The sequence below is a fragment of the Anaerobacterium chartisolvens genome (assembly GCF_003337415.1).
GTDB classification, from domain to species: domain Bacteria; phylum Bacillota; class Clostridia; order Acetivibrionales; family DSM-27016; genus Anaerobacterium; species Anaerobacterium chartisolvens.
The window spans coordinates 1-24,345 of record NZ_QPJT01000037.1 but is presented as its reverse complement, the minus strand read 5'-3'; the positions used below and the strand labels follow the sequence as shown (position 1 = coordinate 24,345).

Here is a 24,345-nt window from a genome sequence, read left to right as displayed (position 1 = left end):
ATTCTCCTTTGAAAATGCTCTATTCCTTCGAACTCATAAATTGTATATATTAACCAAATATTTTCTGTAATTACCAGTTGGATTCTCTTTTTGAGAACGCAAATAGACAAGCTTCTGTGCTTTCTTTTCTTCAGTCATCACGATAATCTCCCCCCTTATTAATCAACTTCATTTTATCCGCTTCATCCAATATGGAAATCTGATAATGAGCTATTTCCAATAATATTCTAAACCTTTCTCCTTTACTTTTCCTTCCTTTATCAACTCGGCATTATATGTTTCGATATTTGATAAAACTGTCAATTCATTTATCGATGCAAAATCTCTTATATTATGCTCAGAGGATATATATGCAAGTACCCATCCCTCATGATTGCTGATATGCTGTATAATATCGAAGCTGTGCTTACCCTGCAGTAAGCAGGAACACGTAAAACCTCTTTTTTGGTAGACGGTATTTCAATGACAATATTGTTTTTCATTTGAAATGCTCCCCTTTAGTCATCATAATGAGCTCTGCATTGAACAATTACTATCTGGTCACACTCGACCTTATATACGATTCTGTTCGCTTCATCAATACGTCTGCTCCAATACCCTTGTCGTTTGTGTTTCAGCGGCTCCGGCTTTCCTATACCAAAAAAAGGATCACGGCTAATATCCTTCAAAATTTCGTTGATACGCTTCAAAGTTTTTTTATCCTGCGTCTGCCAGTAAATATAATCTTCCCAAGCTTCATCCGTCCATGCCTTTTGCATAATCAATCCTCTATCAGTTCGTGTACTGTTATCTGACCTGCCTCAGCGTGCTTAATGGAACGTTCAAGCCTTGCTTGATTTTTTTCACTGTAAAAAGGGTCGTAAATTTCAAATGGAATTTTACCCTGACGCAGAGCTTGGCGTGCAAATATATTGAATGCTGTGGAAAGATTCATACCAAAATCGTTAAACAACTTTTCAGCATTTTCTTTTACTTCCCGGTCAAGACGTATTGTTACATTAATTGTTTTAGCCACAAAAAACACCTCCATCTTAAACTGTAAATTAATTATACTATAATATATAGTGCATTTCAAGTAATATGCACTATATTTTGTAGGAGGTAATGCTGTTCATTGAACAAATTAGTAAATATTACCACAAAAAAATAAAAGAAGCCAACCGCATCAGCGATCGACTTCTTTCGACAAAAAATGTAGTGGAGATAAGGGGATTCGAACCCCTTACCTCTTGAATGCCATTCAAGCGCTCTCCCAGATGAGCTACACCATTTTTTTGATTTCACTATCTCGTGCTCCATGCAATACTCTGTATATTTTTATAAGGTTTTGCTCTTCGAGAACTTTATAAAATACAAGATAGTCCGAAACTACTAATTTACAGTGATTCCCATATTCAGTACCGATATAAGGCATATCTCGCAGGCTTGATAAATGATTTTCAAGCATGTTCATAAATTTCTTTAATGTGCTTGGATAAAATTGCGACAAATAATCAGCTATGTATTCCAAGTCTTGCACTGCCACTGGCAAATATTCGATTTCATAGCTCATATTTTTCACGTAATTTCTTCCAGACTTCTTCATGCTTAAGCCATTTCGTGTTTGGGTCTTTTGCCTGTGCCTCTGCTTCGGCTAATTTTTCTTCAATGTAACGGTAGTGCAGAAATTCTTCGTATTTTTTGAACTCTTCAAAGCTGATAAGTACAGACTCACTTTTTCCGTTATTTGTAATAATTACATGGTCATGATGCTTAATTATATCAGCTAATTCAGGATAGTTATTTCTTAAATCGCGCACAGGTCTAACATGAGTATTCATCATATTAAATGCCTCCCTTGTGATACATATTGTATCACGCTGCGCAATGGATATCAAGATTTTAGATCCCTCCGCTTTGCAGGGTGACGAAGGGACGGGGTTATTGACATGCGGATTTAACCGCATGGAATCTTTTACTACCTAAAATTTTGGTGGAGATGAAGGGGATCGAACCCTTTACCTCTTGACTGCCAGTCAAGCGCTCTCCCAGGTGAGCTACACCCCCATATTTTTTATTAATACGGCAGACACGCGATACATAAACCGCATATTTATTCTAATACAACATCCATGGGTTAGTCAACTAAAATAGCAACATTTTTATAATATAATTTAAAGTCTACTCCTCCAGATCGGCATGGATAATTTCAGTGCTGTAGTCTACTAAAACCGCTCTGGAATCATTTTCAACAAAATTTACAATGTTGGCCATCATGCTGTCGGCATGTGCCGTCTGGTTTGAAACACAGGCAAAGCCTATCACGGCATTCTTCCACTTGTCATTGAGATCAACCTCGGCCACAGAGGCATTGAACCTCGATTTAAGCCTTTCCACTATGCTTTTTACAATATGCCTCTTCTCTTTTAAGGAAAAAGCCTCGTCTATAGATAAAACAATCCTGCATACCCCGATAACCATAAAGCACCTCTCTAATAAAGCTACTATATATTTTATCATTCCCGCACCCTGTTGTGAATGGCAAAAAATAAAGATTTGCTTTTGATATATTGCTCCTGCGGTGCTATACTATAGTCAACGCACTCTAAAACTCAATATAAAATTTCGTTAAGAGTGCGTAGAGTATATGAGATAACGAACCTTTAGATAAAAGGAAATGTTTAGTTTTACAGTTCGTTATCTATATATATTGCAAAGTATAAATAAAGGAAAGGGTGTAGAAATTGCCTTTTGACGGAGTAGTAACCAAATGTGTGGCCGGCGAGCTGTCTGATGCTATCGCAGGCGGCCGCGTAGAAAAAATATTTCAGCCGGAAACGGATGAAATTATTATAGGCATCAGGGCAAAGGGCTGTAATCAAAAGCTTTTGCTGAGTGCAAACCCAAACTATCCAAGAATACACCTTACAGGTATTCTAAAAGAAAACCCGGCAGTCCCCCCTGTATTCTGTATGCTTTTAAGAAAGCATTTGTCCGGTGGTAAAATATTGTCTGTTGAGTTTGCGGATTTTGAAAGAATAATTACACTTAAAATTGAATCCACCAATGAGCTTGGAGACCTGTCGGTAAAGAACCTTATTATAGAAATAATGGGCCGCCACAGTAATATAATATTGACAAACAGCGAGGATAAAATTTTAGACGCAATAAAGCATGTGGACAGTGATATAAGCCGCGTACGTGAAATTATGCCCGCAAGACCGTATTCCTTACCTCCTCCGCAGGACAAAACCAGTCCCGAGGCTCTTGAAACGGAAGGGTTTTTCAGCGTGCGGGGACGCGATGAAAAGCAAGGCCTTGGCAAGTATATTTTAAGCACCGTTAAAGGCTTCAGTCCGCTTTTATGCTCTGAGGTATGCCTCCGCTCAGGCATAGACGAAAAAACTCCGGTATCGGAAATAACCCCTGAGACGGCCGCCTCACTTGAGAAAACACTGTCCGATGTCATTTGCGGAATAAGGAAAAATGAGTTCTTTCCCTGCCTCATTCCCGGGGAAAGCGCTGATGACAAGCCTGTTGATTTTCACTGCATAAGGCTGTGCCAGTGGGAAAATATCAGGTACTTTCCTTCAATCAGTGAGGTTCTGGATACGTATTATTCCACCAGAGACAATGCCGAAAGGCTGAAGCAAAAAAAATCGGATGTTTATAAGGTTTTGAACAACAACCTCGACCGCTGCAATAAAAAGCTTGCCATGCATGAGCAAAAGCTTAGAGATGTTTCGAACAGGGAAAAGCTCCAGCTCTATGGAGAGCTTATTACAGCAAATATATACTGCATTCCCAAAAATGCAAAGAGCGTTTCCCTTCAAAACTATTACAGTGAAAGCGAAGAATACCTTGATATTGCTATGGACGAAACCCTGACACCTCAGCAGAACGCTCAGAGGTACTTCAAGCAGTATTCAAAGGCTAAAAATACCTTCATGTATGTCAGCAGGCAGCTTGAGGAGGCCCAAAGCGAATTGGAGTACTTAGAAAGCGTGTTGACCCTTCTTGAGAACTGCAAGTCCTTAAAGGAAATAGACGAAGTAAGAGATGAGCTGATAGAGCAAGGCTACTGCTCCTCCAAGAAAAAGAAAAATAAAAAGGCAAAAAGGCCGCTGCCAGACTCAAAGCCCTTTCGCTTCAAGTCCAGTGATGGAATAGATATTCTTGTAGGAAAGAATAATAAGCAGAACGACTTGCTGACGCTTAAGCTTGCGGCTTCAAATGACATATGGCTTCACACCAGAAATATCCCGGGATCGCATGTTATAATAAGAAGGCTTGGAAGAGATATTCCAGATAAAACGCTTTTAGAGGCTGCTGTGCTTGCCTCATATCACAGCAGGGCAAAAAATTCTTCAAGCGTACCAGTGGACTATACCTCTGTAAAAAATGTAAAAAAGCCCAGCGGCGCAAAGCCTGGAATGGTGATATACGATAACTTTAAAACCGTTGTCGCAACCCCTGACGAGCAGCTTGCACAAAGGCTTAAGGTTGAATAAATATTGACCTTTGACATAAATATAATGTAACATATAAATGATAAAGGAAGTATATATTTAAATATCATCTGTAGGTCTATAAAATTTCTATGCATATAACAAGGAGGCTGTAAAATGATTTCCCAAAAAATTGCGGTAAATGTCAAAAATGGTTCTATGATAAGAGCCATGTTCGAGGAGGGAGAAAAGCTTAGAAAAATATACGGAGACGATAAGGTTTATGACTTCTCTCTCGGCAATCCAGACCTTGAACCGCCTGAAGCCGTTAGAAGTTCCCTGAAAAATCTTATTTGCGGTGACGAGCCTGATTTGCACAAATACATGAATAATGCAGGCTATGCCGATGTGCGCTTTAAAATTGCAGGCCACATTTCAGAGGAAACCGGCTTGAGCCTCACACATGAGCACATTATCATGACCTGCGGAGCTGCCGGAGGCTTGAACGTAGTTCTTAAGACTCTTTTAGACCCCGGACAGGAGGTTGTTATCTTTTCTCCCTTTTTTGGGGAATATCGTTTCTATATAGACAACTGCAATGGCAAGACCGTTATATGCAAAACCGCTCCCGACGTTTTCCTGCCCGTTATGGAAGAGCTGGAGGCATGTATAACCCCCAATACAAAGGCTATAATATTAAACTCTCCCAATAATCCCACGGGAGTAATATATAATGAAGATGTTTTAAGACAAATAAATAGTGTTTTAGAGGCCAAGCAAAAGGAATTCGGGACAACAATTTATGTAGTATCCGATGAGCCCTATACAAAGCTTGTATATGACGGGTCAAGCATACCCAGCATATTGAGCATATTCAAAAACTCAATTGCGGTAAATTCCTACAGCAAATCCCTTGCACTGCCAGGAGCAAGAATAGGCTATATAGCCGTTAATCCCTGCATAGATGATATCGAGCTTCTTATAGGCGGAATAGTCTTTTGCAACAGGACACTGGGATTTGTAAACGCCCCGGGAATCTTCCAGAGGGTTGTGGCGGAGGCCCTTGAAAGCTCTATAGATATAGAGGAATATCAAAAGAGGCGGGATATGCTGTATAACCACCTTACAAGCTTAGGCTTTTCATGTAAAAAGCCTCAGGGAGCATTTTACCTGTTCCCCAAATCGCCCATACCTGATGATGTAGAGTTCAAAAACCATGCCGCAAAGCACAATATACTTCTGGTTCCGGGGAGCGGCTTTGGTTATCCCGGATATTTCAGAATCGCCTATTGCACAAGCCTGAAAACAATAGAAAATTCACTTCCGGCATTTGAGGCTCTCGCGAAGGAATTCATGTAAAATAAAAATCCAATTGCCCGGTCTAAAGGCAATTGGATTTTTTTATGCTTATTTATTTTTCATGCTCCGAGCAGTCCTCACACTCACAATCCCAGTCTATTTCTATTTCCTTTCCACAGCTTGGGCATTTGAGAGTGCTTCCGTCATCCGCAATTAAATTCTCATCAAGAGTGATTTTCTCATTGCAGTATGGACATTCTATCTCATCCTCGCAGCAACAGTGCTCGTCATCTTCATCAAACACAGCCTTTTCAACCTCGGCGAGATCGTCATTTATATCCTCCACCTGCTCACTGAGCTGCTCCTGCACCTCTTCAATATCATCCACAGCGAGAGCCATGTCATCCATAACTTCAATTATAGCCTTCAAAAGCTTGCCCTCATTTGTGGAAACATCCAACTGCATTCCCTCCGCAAGCCCTTTTAGGTATGAAACCCGTTCCTTAAGAAAACTCATAATATATCCTCCATAAGATAAAAATAAATTAGTTTGACAAGAACAATATATATATTATTCTTATCAAATAACCCGAATTATACTCTATTATACTCTTTCCATATATTCACCTGTTCTGGTGTCAACCCTTATGACATCTCCCTGACCTACAAACAAGGGAACCTTAATTGTCGCACCCGTTTCAAGAATGGCAGGCTTGGTGGCGCCTGTTGCGGTGTCTCCCTTGAAGCCCGGCTCAGTCTCGGTAATTTCAAGCTCAACAAAGGTAGGAGGCTCTATTCCGAACACATTTCCCTTAAAGGACAGAATCTTAACCACCATGTTTTCTTTTACGAACTTAAAGGTGTCTCCTATTTTGTCCTGATTTATAGGCATTTGCTCATAGGTTTCAACATCCATAAAATAATACAGATCCCCGTCATTATATAAATACTGCATGTCCTTTCTTTCTATGTGAGCCTTGGGCATTTTATCAGACGGATTAAACGTTCTCTCTACCGTCGCGCCGGTGATAACGTTTTTAAGCCTTGTTCTTACAAATGCTGCTCCCTTGCCGGGCTTTACATGCTGAAACTCAGCAATCTGGAATACCTGTCCATCTAATTCAAACGTTACACCATTCCTAAAATCTCCTGCTACTATCATTTACTTTCTCCCTTCAGTAAAACTATTGGCTATAGTTTATATTAAAGTAAAACTTGCCTTATTTCAAGAAAAATTTTCTTATATTTCGTATTTTTATAGGAATATTTAATTTTCCCCGATATTTTTCATTTCTATGCTATATCCGGCTTTTTAAATAATAATCAGCTCCTTGGGAGACTCCGTAAGGACTAAGGGACTGCCGCCGTTTATTACTATCATATCCTCAATTCTGACTCCCCCAAGCCCCTCCACATATATTCCCGGCTCCACCGTGGCAACCATTCCGTTTTCCAGCCTTCTTTCGCCCGAAACCGAAAGCCTGGGTTCCTCATGTATCTCCAGCCCAACCCCATGTCCCAATCCGTGCCCGAAAAACCTGTCAAACCCCGCATCCTTTATTATATCCCTTGCAATGCTGTCTACCTCCTTGCCGGTAAGTCCTTCTCTTGCTCCGTTTAACGCTTGAGACTGAGCCTTTAGTACCACTTCATAAATTTTACGCAGCTCGTCGTCGGGCGTGCCCAAAAAAACCGTTCTCGTCATATCGGAGCAGTAATCCATATATATTGCCCCGTAATCCATCGTTATTGCCTCACCCATTTGGACTTTTTTATCCGACGCCACCCCATGAGGCATCGATCCCCTTTGCCCCGAGGCAACAATCGTTTCAAATGACGGCCCCTTTGCCCCATTCTTTTTCATATGGAATTCCAGCTCTGCGGCAATTTCAATTTCCGCCGTACCGGGCTTTATAAGGCCAAGAATATGAGAAAACGCATCATCGGCGATTTTGACAGCCCTTTTTATAATTTCTATTTCCTCTCTGTCCTTTACAAGCCTGAGCTCCTCAATCGCCCCACCCATGGGCAGGAATTTCTCCGCCCCAAGTCTGGCTTTGAACTCATTATATGCCTGATAGGTCAAATACCCCTCCTCAAAGCCCACACTTGCTGCTCCCGCCTTTTTAACCATATCTCCCAGCGCGTCGGCCACGCTTCCCTGATACCTTGTTACCTTATACATGGGCGCTTGCACGGCAGCCTGCTGGACATATCTTGAATCTGTTATGAGGAAGGCTTCCTCCATTGTAATAATAAGATAAGAATCCCCCCCGTTAAACCCCGACATGTATGTAACATTTTCCTTTTTAGCCACCAACGCGGCATCAATTCCCTTTTGCTTAAGCTTATGCCGGAGGCCCTCCAGCCTCTTTACTGTAATATCTCCCATAATACTCCCTCTCCTAAACCGCAAGCATCAAATAAGCTCCGCCGCATGAAGGGCCACAATATAGCTGCTCCCTCCGAACCCGCTTATCTGCCCCCTGCACACCGGCGCAATAACCGATTTGCTGCGAAACTCCTCCCTTGCGTGGACGTTAGACAAATGAACCTCTATAGCAGGCACCTCCGCCGCCGCAATGGCGTCCCTTATAGCTATGCTGTAGTGCGTGTATGCTCCGGGGTTTATAATTATTACATCGTACCTTCCCCTTGCGGCATGAATTTTATCTATTATTTCTCCCTCATGGTTGCTTTGCACAAAGTCGGTTTCCATGCCCATCCTCCCCGACTCCTCCATTACCCTTCTTGCTATATCCTCAAGCGTTTCATTCCCATATATGCCCTTTTCACGAATTCCAAGCATATTCAGATTAGGTCCATTAATGATCAAAACCTTTTTCACAGCCTATTCCCCCCCTTGCAGCGTGCTTTTCATAAATGTTTTTAAGCTTAAGTGCATCCTCAGCCATAGAACCTCTGGATTCACAAATAATCACAGGCTCCATTCTTTTTATGTACAGCAGCTCAGCCAAAAATTCAAAATCAGGGCCAAACCGCACATCGTCATAGCAGCAGTGCCTTTTTTCCCCTCCTGCCGTAAATTCCACCCTGCTGAAATGAATATGAATGTGTTTAAGCCGTTGATATCCCAGAGCCGCTTCTATTTTATTTAACACACCCTCAAAGTCATCGGAGGTGTTTAAGCAGCCCATGCCCCTTGCATGTAAATGTGCAAAATCAATAGTGGGAATCAGTCTTTCATCAAGACGGCACATTTCCAATATTTCATCCAGATTTCCCAACTGGTTCATTTTACCCAGAACCTCCGGGCATATTGCAATATCCCCAAGTCCGAGCCTGTCGCACTGCCGTATCGCCTCCATAAGAGCGGCAGAGGCGGTGTTGAACGCCCACTTCCTGTCAACCTTGCCGCAGGAACCGGTATGCACCACAATTCTTTTTGCTCCCATCCATTTTGCAGCCTTCATGGTATCAATTATGTAGTTAATTGAATTATTTCTCTTTTCCTCCTCGGGGCTGGCAAGGTTTATGTAGTATGGAGCATGCACGCTTAAGAATACATCGTTTATGGCAGCCTGCTCTCCTATACGCCCGGCCACAGCCTCGTCTATATTCACACCCCTGCTGCACTGGTATTCATACGCATTAAGCCCCATTCTATTCAGCCATCCCGGCATTTGCACAGAAGACTTGTTTCCCTGCTCATAAAAGCTCTCCGAATTTCCCGACGGTCCAAATCTAATCATCTGCCCTCTCCTTGAGCTGTAATACACGCCTCACATTTGTCATAATATATATTCTCCATTAGCGTGCTTATTATGTGCATGTGTAAAAACAAAGCGCTCCGAACGGTGCTTTAGTCGTGTCTGGGATTTCTTTTTACCAGCACCGCCGCCCTGGTTATTGCAGATATTACGTCCACCTCAAACTGCTGTTTAAGAGAATCAATCTTAGAAAACAGCTCTCCCTTTTCAGTCACGATGTATTTGGGAGGCAGAGCATTTAAGGCTATGGCTGCGATATCCATAACACACTTTTCACATGAGCATACATTTATATCGCTCAACACTTCCTTCATCTGGTTAAACACAATTTCCTCCATGTAATTTTTGATCTGCGGCATAACAACCCCTCCATAAATATTGTTTTTTTGAGCCTTCCTTTTAAATACCTGCGATTTGACTAAATGCCTGCAATCCGGCATATGTACCAGTTAAATATATCCATGCCATAAAGCATTGCAATAAAGGTGCCTATAACTATAAAGGGGCCGAAGGGTATGGTATCCTTCCTCTCCTTCAATCGAAGCACAATTAGAACAATGCCTGTTATACCCGACAATATTACCGTAAGCATCACAGCTACTATACACAGCCTCCATCCCAAAAAAATACCAATGGGAGCAAACAGCTTCACATCTCCCATTCCCATAGCATCCTCGGTTTTGTAAATAAGCATCCCGATAAGAGCCACAAGAAAAAATACTCCCGTTCCCGGCAGAAGCCCTAAAAGCCGCCCTCCCCAAAAACCTTCTCCAAACACAGGCGCTCCCGTAAATGCATTATAGGCCGCCAGCACCAGTCCCCCGGCAATACCGGCCACAACAAGGCTGTCTGGGATAATCCTGTGATCTATATCTATAAAAAACACCGCTATAAGTATGGACATCAGAAATACTGCCGCCAGAAGCTCCGCCGATACGGAAAACCTTTTGAGTAAAATCAAAAAAACAACTGCCGTAAGCAGCTCTACAATGGAATATCTTAATGAAATGCCCTTGCCGCAGCAGCGGTATTTTCCTTTCAGGACAATATAGCCTAAAACAGGAATACGCTCGGTAAGGCCTAATGCCGCGCCACACTCCGCACAACTCAGCGGAAGCTTGAACAGCGGCTTTCCAAACGGAATTCTGCATATGCAGGCATTAATAAGCATCCCTGCCGCCAGCCCCAATATAAACATGAGGGAATAATAAAAGCAATCCATATCTTTTGCTGCTTTCTTAAATAAAGATATAAGTATTTATTTTATATATAAATTATATTCGCTGTCTAAGACTTAAAACCTTTATTTTTCAAAATATTCACAAAAGATTCATTTATATGCTTCAGAGCATCCTTAGGTATCTTAATGCCCGTCCATATTTCATACGCATATATTCCCTGATAAAAAAGCATCCCAAGTCCGTTTACGGCTTTGGCACCATACCTTTGGGCCCCTGCAAGAAGCTTTGTTACGGAAGGGTTGTAAATTATGTCATATACTATTTGGCTGTCTGAAAGCTTTATACCTTTTTTTAAAGGACTTTCATTGGTATTAGGATACATGCCTATGGAGGTGGTGTTTATAATTATATCCGCCTGCCTCAATGCATCTCCCGCCGCACCCTCGTCCGTTCCGAAGCATCCCACGTTCATTGAATAGTTATTTTCTATTATGCCGGCAATATCGTGTGCCTTTTGCAGTGTGCGGTTAATTATGCTGATTTCCGCCGCACCCTCTATGGCAATTTTAACTGTTATGGCCCTTGCGGCTCCTCCCGCACCTATAATAGCAATTTTTTTACCCTTAAAGCCCTCTCCCACCTCCTCTTTAAAGGCTCTCGAAAAGCCTTCGGCATCGGTGTTATATCCGTAAAGCCTGCCGTCAATATTTTTAACGGTATTCACCGCTCCCATCAAAAGGGCTTCCTTTGAGTTTTCATCAATGTATTTCATTATATCCTTTTTATAGGGTGTTGTTACGTTAAAACCCTTGATATTGAGCGCCTTGAGTCCGTTTACGGCATCCTTAAGGCCTGCTTCCTCCACCTTAAAGGGTATATAAATCAAATCCACTCCCAGACAACTGCTTATTGTATTATGCAGCTGAGGGGATATCGAATGCTCGACAGGATTTCCTATCAGCCCCACAAATCTGGTCTCACCCGTTACTCTGTTATCTATATGCATATCTTCTCTTCCCCAAAAATAAAGTTTATTTACGTTTTCAGGAGCCTTTGGTGCTTTTCTTGTATTTCCTCAGCACCAGCTTCTCAGGTATCCTCTTGAGCCTGACAAAAATAAACTCCCGCTTATCTATCGGCTTTACCAGTATTGTAAATGCCCCCGCCCTGTTTCCTCCGTATATATCTGTGAAAATCTGGTCTCCCACTACCGCCGACTCGCAGAGCTCAATTCCCATCAGCCGCGCGGCTTTTTTAAATGCCGCGGTACCGGGCTTAGAGGCCCTGTGTACGGTAAGCACACTGATGCTGTCATTAAATTTTAATACTCTTTTTTTAGAGGCATTTGAAACGATGCAGATTTTAAACCCGGAGTTTTTTACCCTTTCAATCCACTTAACGGCATTTTCATCTGCTTCCTTGGTGTACTGAGGCACAAGAGTATTGTCTATGTCCAGTATAAGCCCCTTTATGCCTTTTTTTTGCAGGCTGTCAAGGTCTATATCCCAAACCCCGTCAAGCATGAGATCAGGATAAAATTTTTCAAACATACCGGCCCTCCCGAAATATAATATATAAATGGTGCTGTTAAGCTATGAATATAATAGCAAATTAGATTATCCATATCAACAAAAATAGAGAAATTTTCATATATACGGCAGAGTATAAATAATTTTTGCTTCTAAAACATAAAAAAGCTGGATTTTTCAGTGAAAAAGTTGCATAATATAATGAATAATAAATAGGTTTTCTGATTATGGGTAGTGCGTGTAAGAATCTGCAAATTTTGTATTCATAATCTATTTTCGAAAGGGGTTTGCTTACTATGTCACATGAAATCAGGATTGATAAGACAAAATCGCCCAAGGCCAAGCCCGATCAGAGCAATCTTGGGTTTGGAAAGTATTTTACTGATCATATGTTCATTATGGACTATACCGAAGGTACCGGCTGGCATGATGCCAGAATAGTCCCCTACGGCCCTCTGGAGCTTGACCCTGCTACAGCGGCCCTGCACTATGGACAGGCAATTTTTGAGGGCATGAAGGCCTATAATACCCAAGACGGAAGAATACTTCTGTTCAGGCCTCATAAGAACATGCAGAGAATAAACGTAACAAATGCAAGAATGTGTATACCTCAAATTGATGAAGATTTTTTTGTCGATGCTGTCAAAGCTCTTGTAAACATTGATAGAGACTGGATACCTGCCTCCCAGGGTACCTCTCTTTATATAAGGCCGTTTATTTTTGCAACCGATGCCGTTTTGGGCGTTCACCCTTCAAATACATATAAGTTCATTGTGATACTGTCTCCTGTCGGTGCATACTATTCGACTGGAATAAATCCTGTGAAAATATATGTTGAAAACAGTTATGTGCGGGCTGTCAAAGGGGGCACCGGCTTTGCCAAAACCTGCGGGAATTATGCCGCAAGCCTGAAGGCTCAGGCAGAGGCTGCGGAAAAAGGGTATATACAGGTTTTATGGCTGGACGGCGTAGAGAAAAAATATGTCGAAGAGGTCGGCTCCATGAATGTATTCTTTAAAATAAACGGAGAGGTTATAACTCCGTCACTTGAGGGCAGCATATTGCCTGGAATTACAAGAGACTCGACAATACATCTTTTAAAGAGCATGGGAATTAAGGTGACTGAGAGAAGAATAGCAATTCAGGAGGTTTTTGATGCCCATAAGGCAGGGCTTCTCGAGGAAGCCTTCGGAACGGGAACGGCTGCCGTTATATCTCCCATAGGCGAGCTGAACTGGAACGGCACCGGTATAATTGTCAACAATGGCTGTACGGGAGAACTGTCGTCTCATATATATGATACCATAACCGGCATACAGAGCGGCGAACTCCCCGACACCTTTAATTGGACAGTGGAAGTAAAATAATCGCAATCATATTTTTTTAAAGAAGGGATGGCTGTCGATAGTTTTTGATAGGCGCCAATCCCTTCTTTTTTTATTTCTAGTATTGCAATTTTCAGGAATTACATATAGAATGTTATGGCAGTTATCAAAAAATGGATTTGCTGCAATAATATTTTTTAGATATTATTGTTTATTATGGTTGCCTTTGATAAAATATAATATATAAAACAATATATGGTTGCCACTTCTTAACTTAGCAAAATAGGGGGTACTTTATGGAGCTAAAAAAAAACCGCTTAACTTTTGGACTATTGATTGACTGGGTTGTGGGATGGGAGGATATTGATTACTATCAGTCTATAATTCTTTCGGGGGTACAGGAATTTGTACTTGAAAACGATATTAATCTCATATGCCTTGTAACCGGCAGGCTAAATTCACCTAACGAGTGGGAGCGCAGCAGAAACATATTGTTTGAATTTGTGGATAAAAACAAATTTGACGGCTTGATAGTGCTTTCTTCCTCAATATCAGGATACGGAACATCAAAAAATATTTTAAAAGGGCTGGGCAATTTCAGTGATATACCTATTGTAATAGTAGGAGAATTATATGATGAATATTGCTCTGTGTCGTCAGATAACCGTTCTGGTATGCGTCAGGTAATAGATCACCTGATTGAAGTCCACAACTGCAGCAAAATAGCTTTTATAAAGGGCGTTGAGGGATCAATGGACACTGAGGTCCGATTTCAGGCCTATATAGAATCATTGACTGCACACAATATTCCTTTTAATCCCGACCTTGTATACAGCGGCAATTTTCTTCATAAATCTGGAAGCAATGCAGTGAAGGAGCTTATAAGAAAAAACATACAGTTTGACGCAATAGCCTCTTCAAACGATAACATGGCTATAGGTGCGCTGGTAGAGCTTCACAAGAGGATGGGCAAAATTCCCGACAACATACCCATAACAGGCTTTGATGATACTCAATCCAGTCATTTTCATGCAATAACAACAGTACACCAGTCATTTTTGACACAGGCAAGTACTGCGTCAAGCTTGCTGCTCCGCATGATAAACGGTGAAAAGGTGCCTCTTAAAACAGAGGTTCCGGTTGATATGGTAATCCGCTCCTCATGCGGGTGTATTCCTGCAATAGTCACCAATACCTTCGCCTCATTTGACGAGTACGTAGAGGCGCCTTATGAAAGCCTTAAGGAGCAGATTATATCAGAGCTGAATGAAATAAACAGCCTGATAGGCTTTGCCGAAAACAGCAGTGAGCAGGAGCATCTGTTTTTATATACCCAAAAGCTGCTGGATGCTTTTTACGAGGAGCTTTACCAAAACAAAAGCAATGAGTTTATTCATGCTTGGAATGCCATGATTTTCTGGATGATTATGAAAAATGCAAAAATCTCATTTTTGCATGACCTTCTGTCATCTATAAGAAAGATAATATTGCCTGTGCTGTCGGATGCGTCATGCCTGGTTGTGGCAGAAAACCTTTTTCATGCCGCCAGAGTACAGATTATAGATGCTCTGCAGAGGACGGCAGCTACTGTGGATCATCTATCCTCCATACAAACAGGAAGTCTGGAGCTGCTTGGGGAGGATTTGGTAACAAACCTTGATTTAAATACCCAAATGGATCTGGTTTATAAGGTGCTTCCCGAGCTCGGCATAAAAAAATGCTACATTACGTTATATGAGGACCCTGAAAAGCCTCTGGAATATTCACGAATGGTTCTTGCCTTCGATGAGAGCGGGCGATTTAATACCGGCCCCTCAGGAATAACGTTTCCCTCCAGGGACCTTATTCCGTCTAAGTTCTTTGAATCTTTATCAGCGGACAGGTTCAGCATAATCGTACAGGTGTTGAATCAGGGCGACGACCAATTGGGTCTTTCCATATGCAGCTTTGACAGCAAAATAAGTAAAACCTATGAGATATTCCGCTACCGTCTTAGTGTTGCACTAAAGGGGTCCCTTTTAATAGAAAAAATCAAAAATCAGGCTCTGGATTTGGAGAAGCAGGTTATCGAGCGCACCAGTGAGCTGTCTGAGACCAACAATCAGCTTTTAGATGAGGTTTCACGGAGAACAAGTGCCGAGGAGCAGCTTAAGAAGGCGTTAAAGGAGCTGGAGTTTTATAACAAGCAGCTTCATTTGCAGTCGCTGCAGGATGAGCTTACAAGGCTTTATAACAGAAGAGGCTTTATGGAATTGGGCTGTGAGTATTACGAGCGTGCAAAGGCGTTCGGAAAAGGCTTCCTTCTTATTTACGGGGATATGGACTGGCTAAAGCAGATAAATGACAGCTACGGTCATGCAGAGGGTGATTTTGCGATTGCCAAGACCGCCGAAATACTTAATATCTCCTTCAGAAGAATGGACATAATTGCGCGTCTGGGAGGAGACGAATTCACCGTTATTGTTTCAGACGCTTCTCCGCATGAAGATAAGGAAATAAGAGAGAGGCTTGAAAACAACTTCCTGAAATTCAACCAGACCTCCCATAAGCCCTATAAGCTGTCCCTTACGGTGGGTACGGCATATTTTGAACCGTCACAGCCCTGTACCTTTGAGGATCTTATTAAAAAGGCGGATCTGGATCTGTATAACAAAAAGCAATTAAAAAAAAGAATATAACAGCTATATATAAAAGGCACTGATTTTTAAATCATGTGCCTTTTAGCTGTGCAGCACCTCCGGCAGAAGGCCTGCCCTCTATTCCCCTCTAAATCACCATGCCTCCGTTTATTCCCAGTACCTGCCCCGTGATAAAATCCGCCTCATCGGAGGAAAGGTAGAATATCCCCGACGCCACATCTCCGGCAGTTCCAAGCCTCATAAGAGGCGCAGAGCTTTTTAGCTCCTCTAAGCTGTCTCTGTCGTACTCTTTCAGCATATCTGTTTGTATTACCCCGGGAGATATGCAGTTAACCCTTATTCCCGATGGGCCCAGCTCCTTTGCAAGAGCCTTTGTAAAGCCTATAATGCCCGCCTTGGAGGCTGAATAATGTACCTCGCAGGCTCCCCCCGTCTCGCCCCACATTGAAGCAACATTAATTATTACACCTCTCTTTTGGGGAAGCATATATTTTAAGGCGCTCTGAGTGCAATTAAAAACCCCTTTAAGATTTATGTCCAGCATTCTGTCCCATTCGCTCTGTGTTATTTCTGTAAAAAGCCTGCTATCCGATATTGCCGCGTTATTTACAAGTATGTCTATGCCTCCAAATCTTTCCGCACAGTATTCAAGCATCCTATCCACTTGCCCACGTGCCGAAACATCCGCCTTAAAAAGCTCAGCCTCAAAGCCATTTCCCTTTAACACACTCACAAGCTCCGCAGCGTCACTGTGCGAGCTGTTGTAATTTATCAAAACATTGCAGCCCCTGTATGCAAAAAGCTCCGCAGTCGCTCTCCCTATACCTCTTGACGCTCCTGTTATCAACACCGTTTTTTTCATTCCCGTTTCCTTCTTCCATAATGCCTTTTATTTTACTATATATGTAGCGATAAAGATTTTACATGGAGGATATAACTTGATGTAATCAATTATATCCTCCATGTTTGTAAAATCTTTATCGTGTCCTATATATAATGACATTATAGCACTGCCTGCATATAAATATAAGAATTTCTCCTGCATAATTTTAAGAATATACGTTCGATTTCGGTTGATTTTTCCTTATATTTTTTATATAATTACATTTGCCAACAAACCCTTGTGATTTTAACATCTTTACCCGGGAGGACATATGATAAGAAATCCATTGCTCCAGCCCTTCCTTAAATGGGCCGGAGGAAAAAGGCAGCTTTTGACCCAAATTAAAAATTATATGCCGAAATCCATTAAAAACTGCTGCTATTATGAGCCGTTCTTAGGCGGAGGAGCAGTGCTTTTCGGCGTACAGCCCGAAAGAGCCGTCGTTAATGACATCAACCCCGAGCTCTATAATTGCTATGTGGCTGTCCGGGATCATCTCGACGAGCTTATTTCCCATCTTGAAAAATATACCCTTAAAAACAATGAGGAGGACTTTTATGAGATCAGGGATTTGGATCGAAGGGATGAGTATAAAAATTTTTCTCCTGCTCAGAGGGCGGCACGTATAATTTTTTTGAATAAAACCTGCTATAACGGATTATTCAGGGTAAACAGCCAAGGACAGTTCAACGTACCCTTCGGCAAATACAAAAACCCAAGAATACTGGACACAGAGGCTTTAAAGTCAGCAAGCCTCTATCTGGCAAATAACAATATCGAGCTTAAAAACACTGATTTTGAGCAAGCAATAGCCAACGCTCAAAAGGATGATTTTATATACTTTGATCCGCCCTATGACCCCGTCTCCTGCACCTCGTCATTTACAGGCTACAGCATGGACGGCTTCGGCAGGGATGAACAGCTTCGTCTAAGAGATGTTTTTGTAAGGCTGGATAAAAAGGGCTGCAGGGTGCTGCTCAGCAACTCATCCACCGAGTTTATAGGTGATTTGTACTCAGGCTATAGAATAGTCAGGGTTTCGGCCAGCAGAAATATCAATTCGGTAGCGGCCGGCAGGGGTAAAATTGATGAGGTACTGGTGATGAATTATGGCAACAAAAAACGATAATGCATGGGAGGCTCTGTTTGAACGCTATAACATACTTGAGCTAATCGCGCGGTACGGCTTTTATGAGATAGAGTCAAGGGTTATAAATACCGTAAGAGAAAGCCGGCTGATGGCAAAGTTTGACCATTATATAAACCTCCCCCGTATTTTCAAGGAGAATAAGCTTTCGATACTTCCCATATCGAGGACAAAATATGTTGTTGGGAAATTTGATTCCTATATGAGCGTAGACTACGCAAAAAACATAAAAAACACAGCGGTTAGCCTTCCCTACAACATAGAAAGCATAGACTTCGGCAACCTGTATTCCGAAAGCTCTGCCCTTCACTGCGCGTTTGCTTCAGGCATTATAAATGAGGTTGCGGGAGAAAGGGTTCAGTACACGGTATCCGGGCGCATGTCCTCGGCAAACTTCAGCTTCAATATAAGGAATGTTTCCGACGGCTCGTTGTATCCTGTACATGTAGAAAATTCCCAGTTGGAAATAGACGCAGGCTTTGAGGGCGAAAACTCCTTTGTTATAATAGAGGCAAAAAACTTTTCAGTAGAGGATTTTTTGGTAAGGCAGCTTTATTATCCCTACAGGCTATGGAAGGGTAAGCTGCACAAGCCTGTAATTCCCGTGCTTATGACTTGCTCAAATGATGTTTTCAGCTTTTTCATATATGAATTTGGGAACGCTTGCGAGTACAATTCTCTTTATCTCAAGGAGCAAAAAAACTTTATTATTGCCCCCGAGCGGATAGGCTTAAATGATATTATCGAAGTTTTTAAGCAAACGGAAGCTGTTCCCGAGCCTCCTGTTCCCTTTCCTCAGGCCGACAGGTTCGAAAGAGTGATTGATTTGCTTGGGCTTCTGGTCGAAAATGATCTGACGAAGGACAGCATTACCAGAAATTATCAGTTTGACACACGCCAGACGGATTATTACACCAATTCCACCATTTATCTAGGTCTGGCATATAAATACAAGAGCCCGGAAACGGGAGAAATAACCTACTCCCTCACAAAGCACGGACGGAGTGTTATGAGCAAGAGGCATAAGGCAAAAAACATGCTGCTTGTAAAAAGCATTTTCCGGCATGGTGCGTTTAAGGAGTCGTTCAGAAAATACCTTGAGCTTGGGCACCTGCCTTCTAAAAGCACTGTATCGCTTATAATGAAAGGCTGCGATATCTACAACATAAGCAAGGACGGAACCACAATTCCCAGAAGGGCGCAGACAGTTACAGCATGGCTTAGCTGGATTTTAAGCCTGGCAGATTGATTTAAAACAGCCCCCCTAAAAAAACGAACGGAAACAGGCGGGAGCTTATGCCATGTTTCCGTTCTCTTATGTATTTTTTATGTCCGTCTATTTTTAGAAAGTGCTTATAAGCTCCAGAAGATACCTTCTGAGCAGTGAATAATCGGCGGAGTTTATTGAGCCGTCTCCGTTTAAATCACCGGCATATATGCTGTCCTCCACTGGGAATTCGTCAATCAATTCTAGAATATACCTCTTCATAAGTGAATAGTCAATGGAATCTATATTGCCGTCGCCGTTTAAATCTCCCTTCTTTCCGGCGGGAGTACCGGTAAACCTGAACCAATCTATATTGAATAAGTAACCGCTGTTTCCTGTGAAGTACAGGTACAGGTCATGCTTTCCTGAAATTGCGGCTATATCCTGCCGGATTTCAGTCCAGTTGCTCCATGAGCCTGTACCGGGAACAGAAATAGAGGCTACTGTCGGATTATAGGGTCCGTCAAGCCGTATCTCTATTTTGCCTCCGCTTGTACCGCTGGAGGATGTTACTTCAAAGCCCGTCGCCCCAGCACCAAAATCAACATTGTTATAGCGCACATAGTCTCCGCTTTCAATGTAGCCTACATTTCTTCCTCCATTGTCATCTATAAGCTCAGTCTGAATTCCCGACATTGAGTTATAGGTTTCTGCCTGAATTTTTCCAAAGGCACTTCTGGACTCCGGCTTTGGAGCAATATCAGGAATCTCAGGAACTACTTCTTTGTCAGGGAAGCCCAATGCTACTGTAACCACCGACTGAGCCGGCATTGTAACGGTGTTTCCCTGAAGGGACCCAAGATGGGCAAACCTCTCGGCGGTACCTGAGAAAACAGTCCTGTATACCGCTGACGTATCGGCAGTATACCCATTCAAATTAAGGCTTATTGTCGATTCGGAGGAGGCCTTGTTAATAAGCACCAGAGTCAGCTTATCCTTGCCGGGGGATGTAAATGCCGTTACACTCACATTCGAACCGCTGCTTTCAGCCTTTACCCTGCTATAGCCGGGCTCGGTGAATTTTGCATAATGCTGTATTGAGCTGTAAAAATCAGTTTTATAGTACCCTTGGGGATTGCTCCAGCCATTTTGGTTAAACGGAGGCTCCACAATCACCATTGGCCTCTGACTGTTGTCCCATATGAGATCCCAGAAGAAATATGAGCTTACGCCCTCCTCTACAAGAGAGTTATGAATAAGCTGGGTGGTAGTAAAGGGAGTGCCCTGGTCATACTCTGTCTGAAAAATAGGCTTGCCGGGATAAGCGGCCGCAATAGCCTTAAAGACACTGTTAAAGCTGTCGGGGTTATTTGGATCACCACCGTTATAGAGATGATGCGCCAGTCCGTAAATCTTGCTAAAATCAATTTTATTAAAATATTGCTGCGCCGCGTTGTTGCCTATCATGCTTGTCCCTATGCCGGTGGCCTCTGCGGCAATTATTTTAGGCATTGAAGGCAGGGTTTGCAGCTTGCTGTAAACGGCATCCAGTGCCTTATCATAGCCGGGGTAATTTGAGGTTTCCGTAGGATAGAAAATACAGGTTTCCCAATCCGAGCTCTGGTAATCGGGCTCATTCTGTATACTTATGTAATCAGGTACAATTCCCTTGGCAGCATATGCATTCAAAGATTTATACCAATAATCGGCAAATCTGTCATAAACAAATGCACCATTTTGCTTAATCAGAGTGCCTCCGTTCAATACACCGTTTTCCTTGATATCGGCGGGAGGAGTCCACGAGCAAAGAAGTATCTTCAGGTTGGGATTAAAACACCTTGCCAGCTTTACAATTTCAGTGTCGGGGTAGGCAAAGTCCGAGCTATTTCTGTACTGGTTCCTAAGACGCAGTATGTCCAGCCCCGAATCAAAGAAAAGTGTTTTGTAGAGCCCTGCTCTGTTTGGATGCTCCGTAAGAGATTCATTGGACCACGCAATGGCGGCACCAAAGCCCTCCAGCGTCTGGTAAGATGTGTTTATATCCACCGATACGCTATAGGCTGCGGCACTTACGTTAGGCACGCTTATGAAGCTGGTCATAATAACAGCCAAAATCACCGGGAGAATTAATATTTTCCCCTTTTTCATTTAAAAACCTCCATTCATATAAGTTTAAAGTTTTCTAATATTAAAGCCTTGAAAATCCCCATATTCAGGGCTTATTAGCATAAACAGTTAAGCTCATAAATATTTAAGTTCTTAAAACCGGGCCTGTAGTCCTCAAGCCGGATATATAAATTTTAACACGGAGATATCGGAATATGCTGCAGCAGATGTTATTCTTTAGAAGTTTTCTGAAGTTTTTATATGAATTTTAAGTATTCTGCGCATCTCATAGAACATTATCGGATTTTTTATTGACTATGCGGCAATTGATCCAGTTATATTATATATCAACAAAATTATTATATCAATACATTAATGTAATTATTTTCAACGCTGTGCCTTGCAATATTTAAACTGCTTTTAATAAAATACTTTTATATAAAAAATCAGAGCCTTCATATCAAAAGCTCTGATTATATATATGTTTAAAGCTTGCCCCGGACAACACCTGAATTTTATATATTGCGGCATTGCTTTAGGACAGCCGTTTTGCTCATCCCTACTCAGGCTCTTCCACGTGGCTTAAAAGCATAAAAAGCATCAAATCCAGCAAAGCCGACATATATCCGTCGCGGTAGCAGATATTTTCCAAATCCAGTATGTCATCCTCGAGAGCAAGCATTTCCCCCGTATCGTCCTTCCCCGTTCCAAGTGCCTTAATTCCTTCCTTAACCCTGTCTTTCTCATTGTTGTATTCCAGTGTGCGGCAAAATTTCGCCTGCCTGATGAGAATGATACCCTCAAGCTCCTCGTTTTTGACCTTACCTAAAAAAACATCTGTTAAAAACTGCATTATACCAATGTTCATCCCTTCCATCTCCTTTCACAAAGTCCAAATTGTTTTCCCTTAGCTCACCCGGCAGCAGAGAGCATGAGCATCTAACGCATCATGCTCTCAGAGCCTTTGGGGGGGATTTAGGATACAAAAAAGTGCCATGCAGGAATTTTTTACCCCTGCACAGCACCGAACATTGTACGGAAATGGAGCTTTAAGCCGTACTTAATACAAACATTTTCTTGCCATACGGCACAAGATGCCTTATAATAAGGTATGTGTGGTATGGCTGAAAAAGCTGTTGTGCAGGTGGGTTGACACCTGAGCAGTCCCTTGATGTTCCCCCATCAAGGGATGCCGCACTTTTTTTGTTATCCTACCAATATTATACTTGTTTTACCCCAACAGTGCAAGACATTTTAATACAAAACTTTGGATCTTTTTACACAAAAATTTTATATATATTTGTCATTTACCGTTTCGGATTTTACAAATACATTATCGGCTCTTTCTCTATAAGCTTACCATACCCGGTATTCACAAGTACACCAACCATAAGCTCCATTATCAAAAAAATTTATTTTTTATTTATAGCCGCGCTTATCCTATATACCTCTCTTGACCTTCCAAAGCCCAGCCTTTTTGCCCATTGTGTTCCATGCTCCCGCAAATCCTGATTATCAATAGTGCCGAGCTGTTTAATTTCGATTCCTTTTTCGTGGTATAACGGCACCAGTGTTTCCCTTATATAATCCAGCGACAGCTCTGGCAGCTCCCTCCTGTCCATCTCACCCAGCTCATGCAGTTCGCTGTAGGTGAAGCACATCTCAAGACTTGCTTCGGGAGGCTTTGCAAGCCTTACAACGTTGCAAAGCACATGGTCGGAAGCCTTTACCACTCCCTCCAGAAGGCTTCCCCACGGAAGGTTGATGTATATATTATCGGCAGCTCCGCTCAGCTCGTCCGGCAGCTCCTCTATGTTTGAAACAACATAGAGGACATTGGGCAGCCCGCCCTTTGAGGGCTTTTTTATTATCCTTGACGAGTATTCAAACATATTTTCGGCAGCGGGGTCAAGCCCTATAAACAAAGTGCCGGGGTTCTTTTTTGCCAGATTATACACAAACCTTCCGTCCCCTGTTCCTATATCCACGGCGATGCTGTCAAATCCTTCCGCTATCCCGCTTAAATCTGCCTGCTCAATAATTTTTTTTCCTTTTAAAATTCTCAAAGCCATTATCCTTTCCAACCGCTTTAAGTGCAGCAAATAAAAGTATTAAAACGCGCCAAAATGCCTTGACAGCCAGACACAGCTCCCGTTTACAAGGCATTGGAACATGATACCCATTATATAACACTTTTACTGTGTTTTCCATAGCAAATTATAGAAGCGGCGGTACAGGCTACAGGCTGTTATTTATTTTCCCGTCGTCTAAGTAATCCTTGGCGCAGTCATACCATTTCTGCAGCTTTTGCCTTACCGCGTCGGACGATATAAACAGCTTAGCCCATAATGGCATAGAGGGATATACCCTCTGGAAAACGGCTTCAAATTTCTTTTCCCCGTCGCTTTGCACATATATTCTTTCGGCGGTAAGCATAAGTGCATAAGCGTACTCACGCAGTCTGCCCCACTGCCTTGTCGCCGCCAGATATATTATAAATGCCGCCATACCAGCAATAATCACAATAGTTATCCAGTTCTGTACAAAAAAATCCTTCATACTACAATCATACTCCTTTATTTAATAGGTACAGTCGGTACAGTCCCGGGCAAAAAAAACTTACCCTTATATTCCCAGAGTATGCATGACCTTTTATAATGTGAATCTTTTATTATAATGTGAATCTTTTATTATTTTTCGTTCGGACCTTTTATAATGTGAATTTTTTTAGGGGGGACATTTCTCAAAAATTAGCAAATTTTTTTCAATAATTTATTTAAAACCTCTTTACCAAACGCATGTTCTGTGTTAAAATATAGGAAATAGTATATTAAGGAGTCAAATATGCCCAGAAAATCCCGTGAAAAGCAC

At 42.0% G+C, this 24,345-nt stretch carries 26 protein-coding genes and 2 tRNA genes; 6 read left to right on the top strand and 22 right to left on the bottom strand.

The genetic code is table 11. The features are described from left to right. Positions 1–326: 326 nt before the first annotated feature. The 8 genes from DFR58_RS21995 to DFR58_RS19905 all read right to left on the bottom strand — a co-directional run bounded on the left by DFR58_RS21995 (position 327) and on the right by DFR58_RS19905 (position 2,460). On the bottom strand, positions 327–482 hold the full coding sequence (locus DFR58_RS21995) for a hypothetical protein (protein WP_170138245.1): 156 nt from the start codon (positions 480–482) through the stop codon (positions 327–329). A 15-nt stretch (positions 483–497) separates the two neighbouring features. After that, positions 498–758 carry a Txe/YoeB family addiction module toxin gene (locus DFR58_RS19935; protein ID WP_114299994.1) on the bottom strand — a complete coding sequence of 87 codons (261 nt, stop codon included), beginning with the start codon at positions 756–758 and terminating at the stop codon, positions 498–500. A 2-nt stretch (positions 759–760) separates the two neighbouring features. Beyond that, entirely contained in the window at positions 761–1,015 is a 255-nt protein-coding gene (locus tag DFR58_RS19930; RefSeq protein WP_114299992.1) for a type II toxin-antitoxin system RelB/DinJ family antitoxin, read from the bottom strand. A 183-nt stretch (positions 1,016–1,198) separates the two neighbouring features. Then, positions 1,199–1,268: transfer RNA gene (locus tag DFR58_RS19925), tRNA-Ala, on the bottom strand. Further along, positions 1,262–1,552, bottom strand: a complete 291-nt coding sequence (locus DFR58_RS19920) for a type II toxin-antitoxin system RelE/ParE family toxin (RefSeq protein ID WP_207659293.1) — start codon at positions 1,550–1,552, stop codon at positions 1,262–1,264. Before DFR58_RS19920 ends, DFR58_RS19925 begins: the two co-directional genes overlap by 7 nt. Further along, a complete protein-coding gene (locus DFR58_RS19915; protein ID WP_114299987.1) occupies positions 1,542–1,823 on the bottom strand; it encodes a type II toxin-antitoxin system Phd/YefM family antitoxin in 282 nt (93 codons plus the stop codon). Before DFR58_RS19915 ends, DFR58_RS19920 begins: the two co-directional genes overlap by 11 nt. Before the next feature lie 147 nt (positions 1,824–1,970). Further along, positions 1,971–2,046: transfer RNA gene (locus tag DFR58_RS19910), tRNA-Ala, on the bottom strand. 114 nt (positions 2,047–2,160) lie between these two features. Then, positions 2,161–2,460, bottom strand: a complete 300-nt coding sequence (locus DFR58_RS19905) for a DUF503 domain-containing protein (protein ID WP_114300013.1) — start codon at positions 2,458–2,460, stop codon at positions 2,161–2,163. A gap of 263 nt (positions 2,461–2,723) precedes the next feature. Between DFR58_RS19905 and DFR58_RS19900 the strand changes: the two genes are divergently transcribed. After that, complete coding sequence (locus DFR58_RS19900; RefSeq protein WP_114299985.1) at positions 2,724–4,490, top strand: Rqc2 family fibronectin-binding protein; 1,767 nt, start codon at positions 2,724–2,726, stop codon at positions 4,488–4,490. A gap of 114 nt (positions 4,491–4,604) precedes the next feature. Then, the gene (locus DFR58_RS19895; RefSeq protein ID WP_114299983.1) at positions 4,605–5,786 is read left to right on the top strand and encodes a pyridoxal phosphate-dependent aminotransferase; all 1,182 of its coding nucleotides are present in this window, start codon (positions 4,605–4,607) and stop codon (positions 5,784–5,786) included. Positions 5,787–5,838: 52 nt separating this feature from the next. Here the strand turns inward: DFR58_RS19895 and DFR58_RS19890 are convergent, their stop codons facing one another. From DFR58_RS19890 to DFR58_RS19850, 9 genes are all read right to left on the bottom strand, one after another. Further along, complete coding sequence (locus tag DFR58_RS19890) at positions 5,839–6,243, bottom strand: CD1247 N-terminal domain-containing protein (protein WP_114299981.1); 405 nt, start codon at positions 6,241–6,243, stop codon at positions 5,839–5,841. 87 nt (positions 6,244–6,330) lie between these two features. After that, positions 6,331–6,888, bottom strand: coding sequence for an elongation factor P (gene efp, locus DFR58_RS19885; RefSeq protein ID WP_114299979.1), 558 nt, complete (start codon positions 6,886–6,888; stop codon positions 6,331–6,333). A gap of 150 nt (positions 6,889–7,038) precedes the next feature. Then, positions 7,039–8,118 (bottom strand): M24 family metallopeptidase, encoded by a 1,080-nt coding sequence (locus DFR58_RS19880; RefSeq protein WP_114299977.1) that lies wholly within the window; start codon positions 8,116–8,118, stop codon positions 7,039–7,041. Between the two features lie 27 nt (positions 8,119–8,145). Beyond that, complete coding sequence (gene aroQ / locus DFR58_RS19875; protein WP_114299975.1) at positions 8,146–8,574, bottom strand: type II 3-dehydroquinate dehydratase; 429 nt, start codon at positions 8,572–8,574, stop codon at positions 8,146–8,148. Then, positions 8,552–9,439, bottom strand: coding sequence for a TIM barrel protein (locus DFR58_RS19870; RefSeq protein ID WP_114299973.1), 888 nt, complete (start codon positions 9,437–9,439; stop codon positions 8,552–8,554). Before DFR58_RS19870 ends, aroQ begins: the two co-directional genes overlap by 23 nt. 110 nt (positions 9,440–9,549) lie before the next feature. Continuing rightward, the gene (locus tag DFR58_RS19865; RefSeq protein ID WP_114299971.1) at positions 9,550–9,816 is read right to left on the bottom strand and encodes a late competence development ComFB family protein; all 267 of its coding nucleotides are present in this window, start codon (positions 9,814–9,816) and stop codon (positions 9,550–9,552) included. Between the two features lie 59 nt (positions 9,817–9,875). Beyond that, positions 9,876–10,679, bottom strand: a complete 804-nt coding sequence (locus DFR58_RS19860; protein ID WP_114299969.1) for a prepilin peptidase — start codon at positions 10,677–10,679, stop codon at positions 9,876–9,878. Positions 10,680–10,744: 65 nt separating this feature from the next. Next, a complete protein-coding gene (locus DFR58_RS19855; protein ID WP_114299967.1) occupies positions 10,745–11,644 on the bottom strand; it encodes a shikimate dehydrogenase in 900 nt (299 codons plus the stop codon). A 37-nt stretch (positions 11,645–11,681) separates the two neighbouring features. Then, positions 11,682–12,188: a YqeG family HAD IIIA-type phosphatase gene (locus tag DFR58_RS19850; RefSeq protein WP_114299965.1), complete on the bottom strand. Its 507-nt coding sequence runs from the start codon at positions 12,186–12,188 to the stop codon at positions 11,682–11,684. A 275-nt stretch (positions 12,189–12,463) separates the two neighbouring features. Between DFR58_RS19850 and DFR58_RS19845 the strand changes: the two genes are divergently transcribed. Together DFR58_RS19845 and DFR58_RS19840 are read left to right on the top strand one after the other, a co-directional pair. Continuing rightward, positions 12,464–13,534, top strand: a complete 1,071-nt coding sequence (locus tag DFR58_RS19845; protein ID WP_114299963.1) for a branched-chain amino acid aminotransferase — start codon at positions 12,464–12,466, stop codon at positions 13,532–13,534. 254 nt (positions 13,535–13,788) lie between these two features. Then, on the top strand, positions 13,789–16,170 hold the full coding sequence (locus tag DFR58_RS19840; RefSeq protein WP_114299961.1) for a substrate-binding and GGDEF domain-containing protein: 2,382 nt from the start codon (positions 13,789–13,791) through the stop codon (positions 16,168–16,170). An 88-nt stretch (positions 16,171–16,258) separates the two neighbouring features. Here the strand turns inward: DFR58_RS19840 and ymfI are convergent, their stop codons facing one another. Then, positions 16,259–16,993 (bottom strand): elongation factor P 5-aminopentanone reductase, encoded by a 735-nt coding sequence (gene ymfI / locus DFR58_RS19835; RefSeq protein WP_114299959.1) that lies wholly within the window; start codon positions 16,991–16,993, stop codon positions 16,259–16,261. A gap of 292 nt (positions 16,994–17,285) precedes the next feature. Between ymfI and DFR58_RS19830 the strand changes: the two genes are divergently transcribed. Both DFR58_RS19830 and DFR58_RS19825 read left to right on the top strand, forming a co-directional pair. After that, positions 17,286–18,143 (top strand): DNA adenine methylase, encoded by an 858-nt coding sequence (locus tag DFR58_RS19830; RefSeq protein WP_114299957.1) that lies wholly within the window; start codon positions 17,286–17,288, stop codon positions 18,141–18,143. After that, entirely contained in the window at positions 18,124–19,410 is a 1,287-nt protein-coding gene (locus DFR58_RS19825) for a type II restriction enzyme (RefSeq protein ID WP_114299955.1), read from the top strand. The genes DFR58_RS19830 and DFR58_RS19825 overlap by 20 nt, the downstream gene beginning before the upstream one ends. Positions 19,411–19,503: 93 nt before the next feature. Here the strand turns inward: DFR58_RS19825 and DFR58_RS19820 are convergent, their stop codons facing one another. The 4 genes from DFR58_RS19820 to DFR58_RS19805 all read right to left on the bottom strand — a co-directional run bounded on the left by DFR58_RS19820 (position 19,504) and on the right by DFR58_RS19805 (position 24,033). Beyond that, a complete protein-coding gene (locus tag DFR58_RS19820; protein ID WP_114299953.1) occupies positions 19,504–21,516 on the bottom strand; it encodes a carbohydrate-binding protein in 2,013 nt (670 codons plus the stop codon). A gap of 517 nt (positions 21,517–22,033) precedes the next feature. Next, positions 22,034–22,342, bottom strand: coding sequence for a hypothetical protein (locus tag DFR58_RS19815; protein WP_114299951.1), 309 nt, complete (start codon positions 22,340–22,342; stop codon positions 22,034–22,036). A 544-nt stretch (positions 22,343–22,886) separates the two neighbouring features. Then, positions 22,887–23,558, bottom strand: coding sequence for a class I SAM-dependent methyltransferase (locus DFR58_RS19810; RefSeq protein ID WP_207659292.1), 672 nt, complete (start codon positions 23,556–23,558; stop codon positions 22,887–22,889). Between the two features lie 154 nt (positions 23,559–23,712). Then, positions 23,713–24,033, bottom strand: coding sequence for a hypothetical protein (locus DFR58_RS19805; protein WP_114299947.1), 321 nt, complete (start codon positions 24,031–24,033; stop codon positions 23,713–23,715). Between the last annotated feature and the right edge of the window lie 312 nt (positions 24,034–24,345).

Bases quoted from the DNA above. Each gene is read 5' to 3' on its own strand.
- DFR58_RS19905 (WP_114300013.1), bottom strand. From the start codon at position 2,460: ATGGTTATCGGGGTATGCAGGATTGTTTTATCTATAGACGAGGCTTTT.
- DFR58_RS19830 (WP_114299957.1), top strand. From the start codon at position 17,286: ATGATAAGAAATCCATTGCTCCAGCCCTTCCTTAAATGGGCCGGAGGA.
- DFR58_RS19805 (WP_114299947.1), bottom strand. From the start codon at position 24,033: ATGAAGGATTTTTTTGTACAGAACTGGATAACTATTGTGATTATTGCT.
- DFR58_RS19845 (WP_114299963.1), top strand. From the start codon at position 12,464: ATGTCACATGAAATCAGGATTGATAAGACAAAATCGCCCAAGGCCAAG.
- DFR58_RS19915 (WP_114299987.1), bottom strand. From the start codon at position 1,823: ATGATGAATACTCATGTTAGACCTGTGCGCGATTTAAGAAATAACTAT.
- DFR58_RS21995 (WP_170138245.1), bottom strand. From the start codon at position 482: ATGAAAAACAATATTGTCATTGAAATACCGTCTACCAAAAAAGAGGTT.
- DFR58_RS19890 (WP_114299981.1), bottom strand. From the start codon at position 6,243: ATGAGTTTTCTTAAGGAACGGGTTTCATACCTAAAAGGGCTTGCGGAG.
- DFR58_RS19815 (WP_114299951.1), bottom strand. From the start codon at position 22,342: ATGAACATTGGTATAATGCAGTTTTTAACAGATGTTTTTTTAGGTAAG.
- DFR58_RS19895 (WP_114299983.1), top strand. From the start codon at position 4,605: ATGATTTCCCAAAAAATTGCGGTAAATGTCAAAAATGGTTCTATGATA.
- DFR58_RS19865 (WP_114299971.1), bottom strand. From the start codon at position 9,816: ATGCCGCAGATCAAAAATTACATGGAGGAAATTGTGTTTAACCAGATG.
- efp (WP_114299979.1), bottom strand. From the start codon at position 6,888: ATGATAGTAGCAGGAGATTTTAGGAATGGTGTAACGTTTGAATTAGAT.
- ymfI (WP_114299959.1), bottom strand. From the start codon at position 16,993: ATGAAAAAAACGGTGTTGATAACAGGAGCGTCAAGAGGTATAGGGAGA.
- DFR58_RS19850 (WP_114299965.1), bottom strand. From the start codon at position 12,188: ATGTTTGAAAAATTTTATCCTGATCTCATGCTTGACGGGGTTTGGGAT.
- DFR58_RS19820 (WP_114299953.1), bottom strand. From the start codon at position 21,516: ATGAAAAAGGGGAAAATATTAATTCTCCCGGTGATTTTGGCTGTTATT.
- DFR58_RS19870 (WP_114299973.1), bottom strand. From the start codon at position 9,439: ATGATTAGATTTGGACCGTCGGGAAATTCGGAGAGCTTTTATGAGCAG.
- DFR58_RS19920 (WP_207659293.1), bottom strand. From the start codon at position 1,552: ATGAGCTATGAAATCGAATATTTGCCAGTGGCAGTGCAAGACTTGGAA.
- DFR58_RS19880 (WP_114299977.1), bottom strand. From the start codon at position 8,118: ATGGGAGATATTACAGTAAAGAGGCTGGAGGGCCTCCGGCATAAGCTT.
- DFR58_RS19825 (WP_114299955.1), top strand. From the start codon at position 18,124: ATGGCAACAAAAAACGATAATGCATGGGAGGCTCTGTTTGAACGCTAT.
- DFR58_RS19855 (WP_114299967.1), bottom strand. From the start codon at position 11,644: ATGCATATAGATAACAGAGTAACGGGTGAGACCAGATTTGTGGGGCTG.
- DFR58_RS19840 (WP_114299961.1), top strand. From the start codon at position 13,789: ATGGAGCTAAAAAAAAACCGCTTAACTTTTGGACTATTGATTGACTGG.
- DFR58_RS19935 (WP_114299994.1), bottom strand. From the start codon at position 758: ATGCAAAAGGCATGGACGGATGAAGCTTGGGAAGATTATATTTACTGG.
- DFR58_RS19860 (WP_114299969.1), bottom strand. From the start codon at position 10,679: ATGGATTGCTTTTATTATTCCCTCATGTTTATATTGGGGCTGGCGGCA.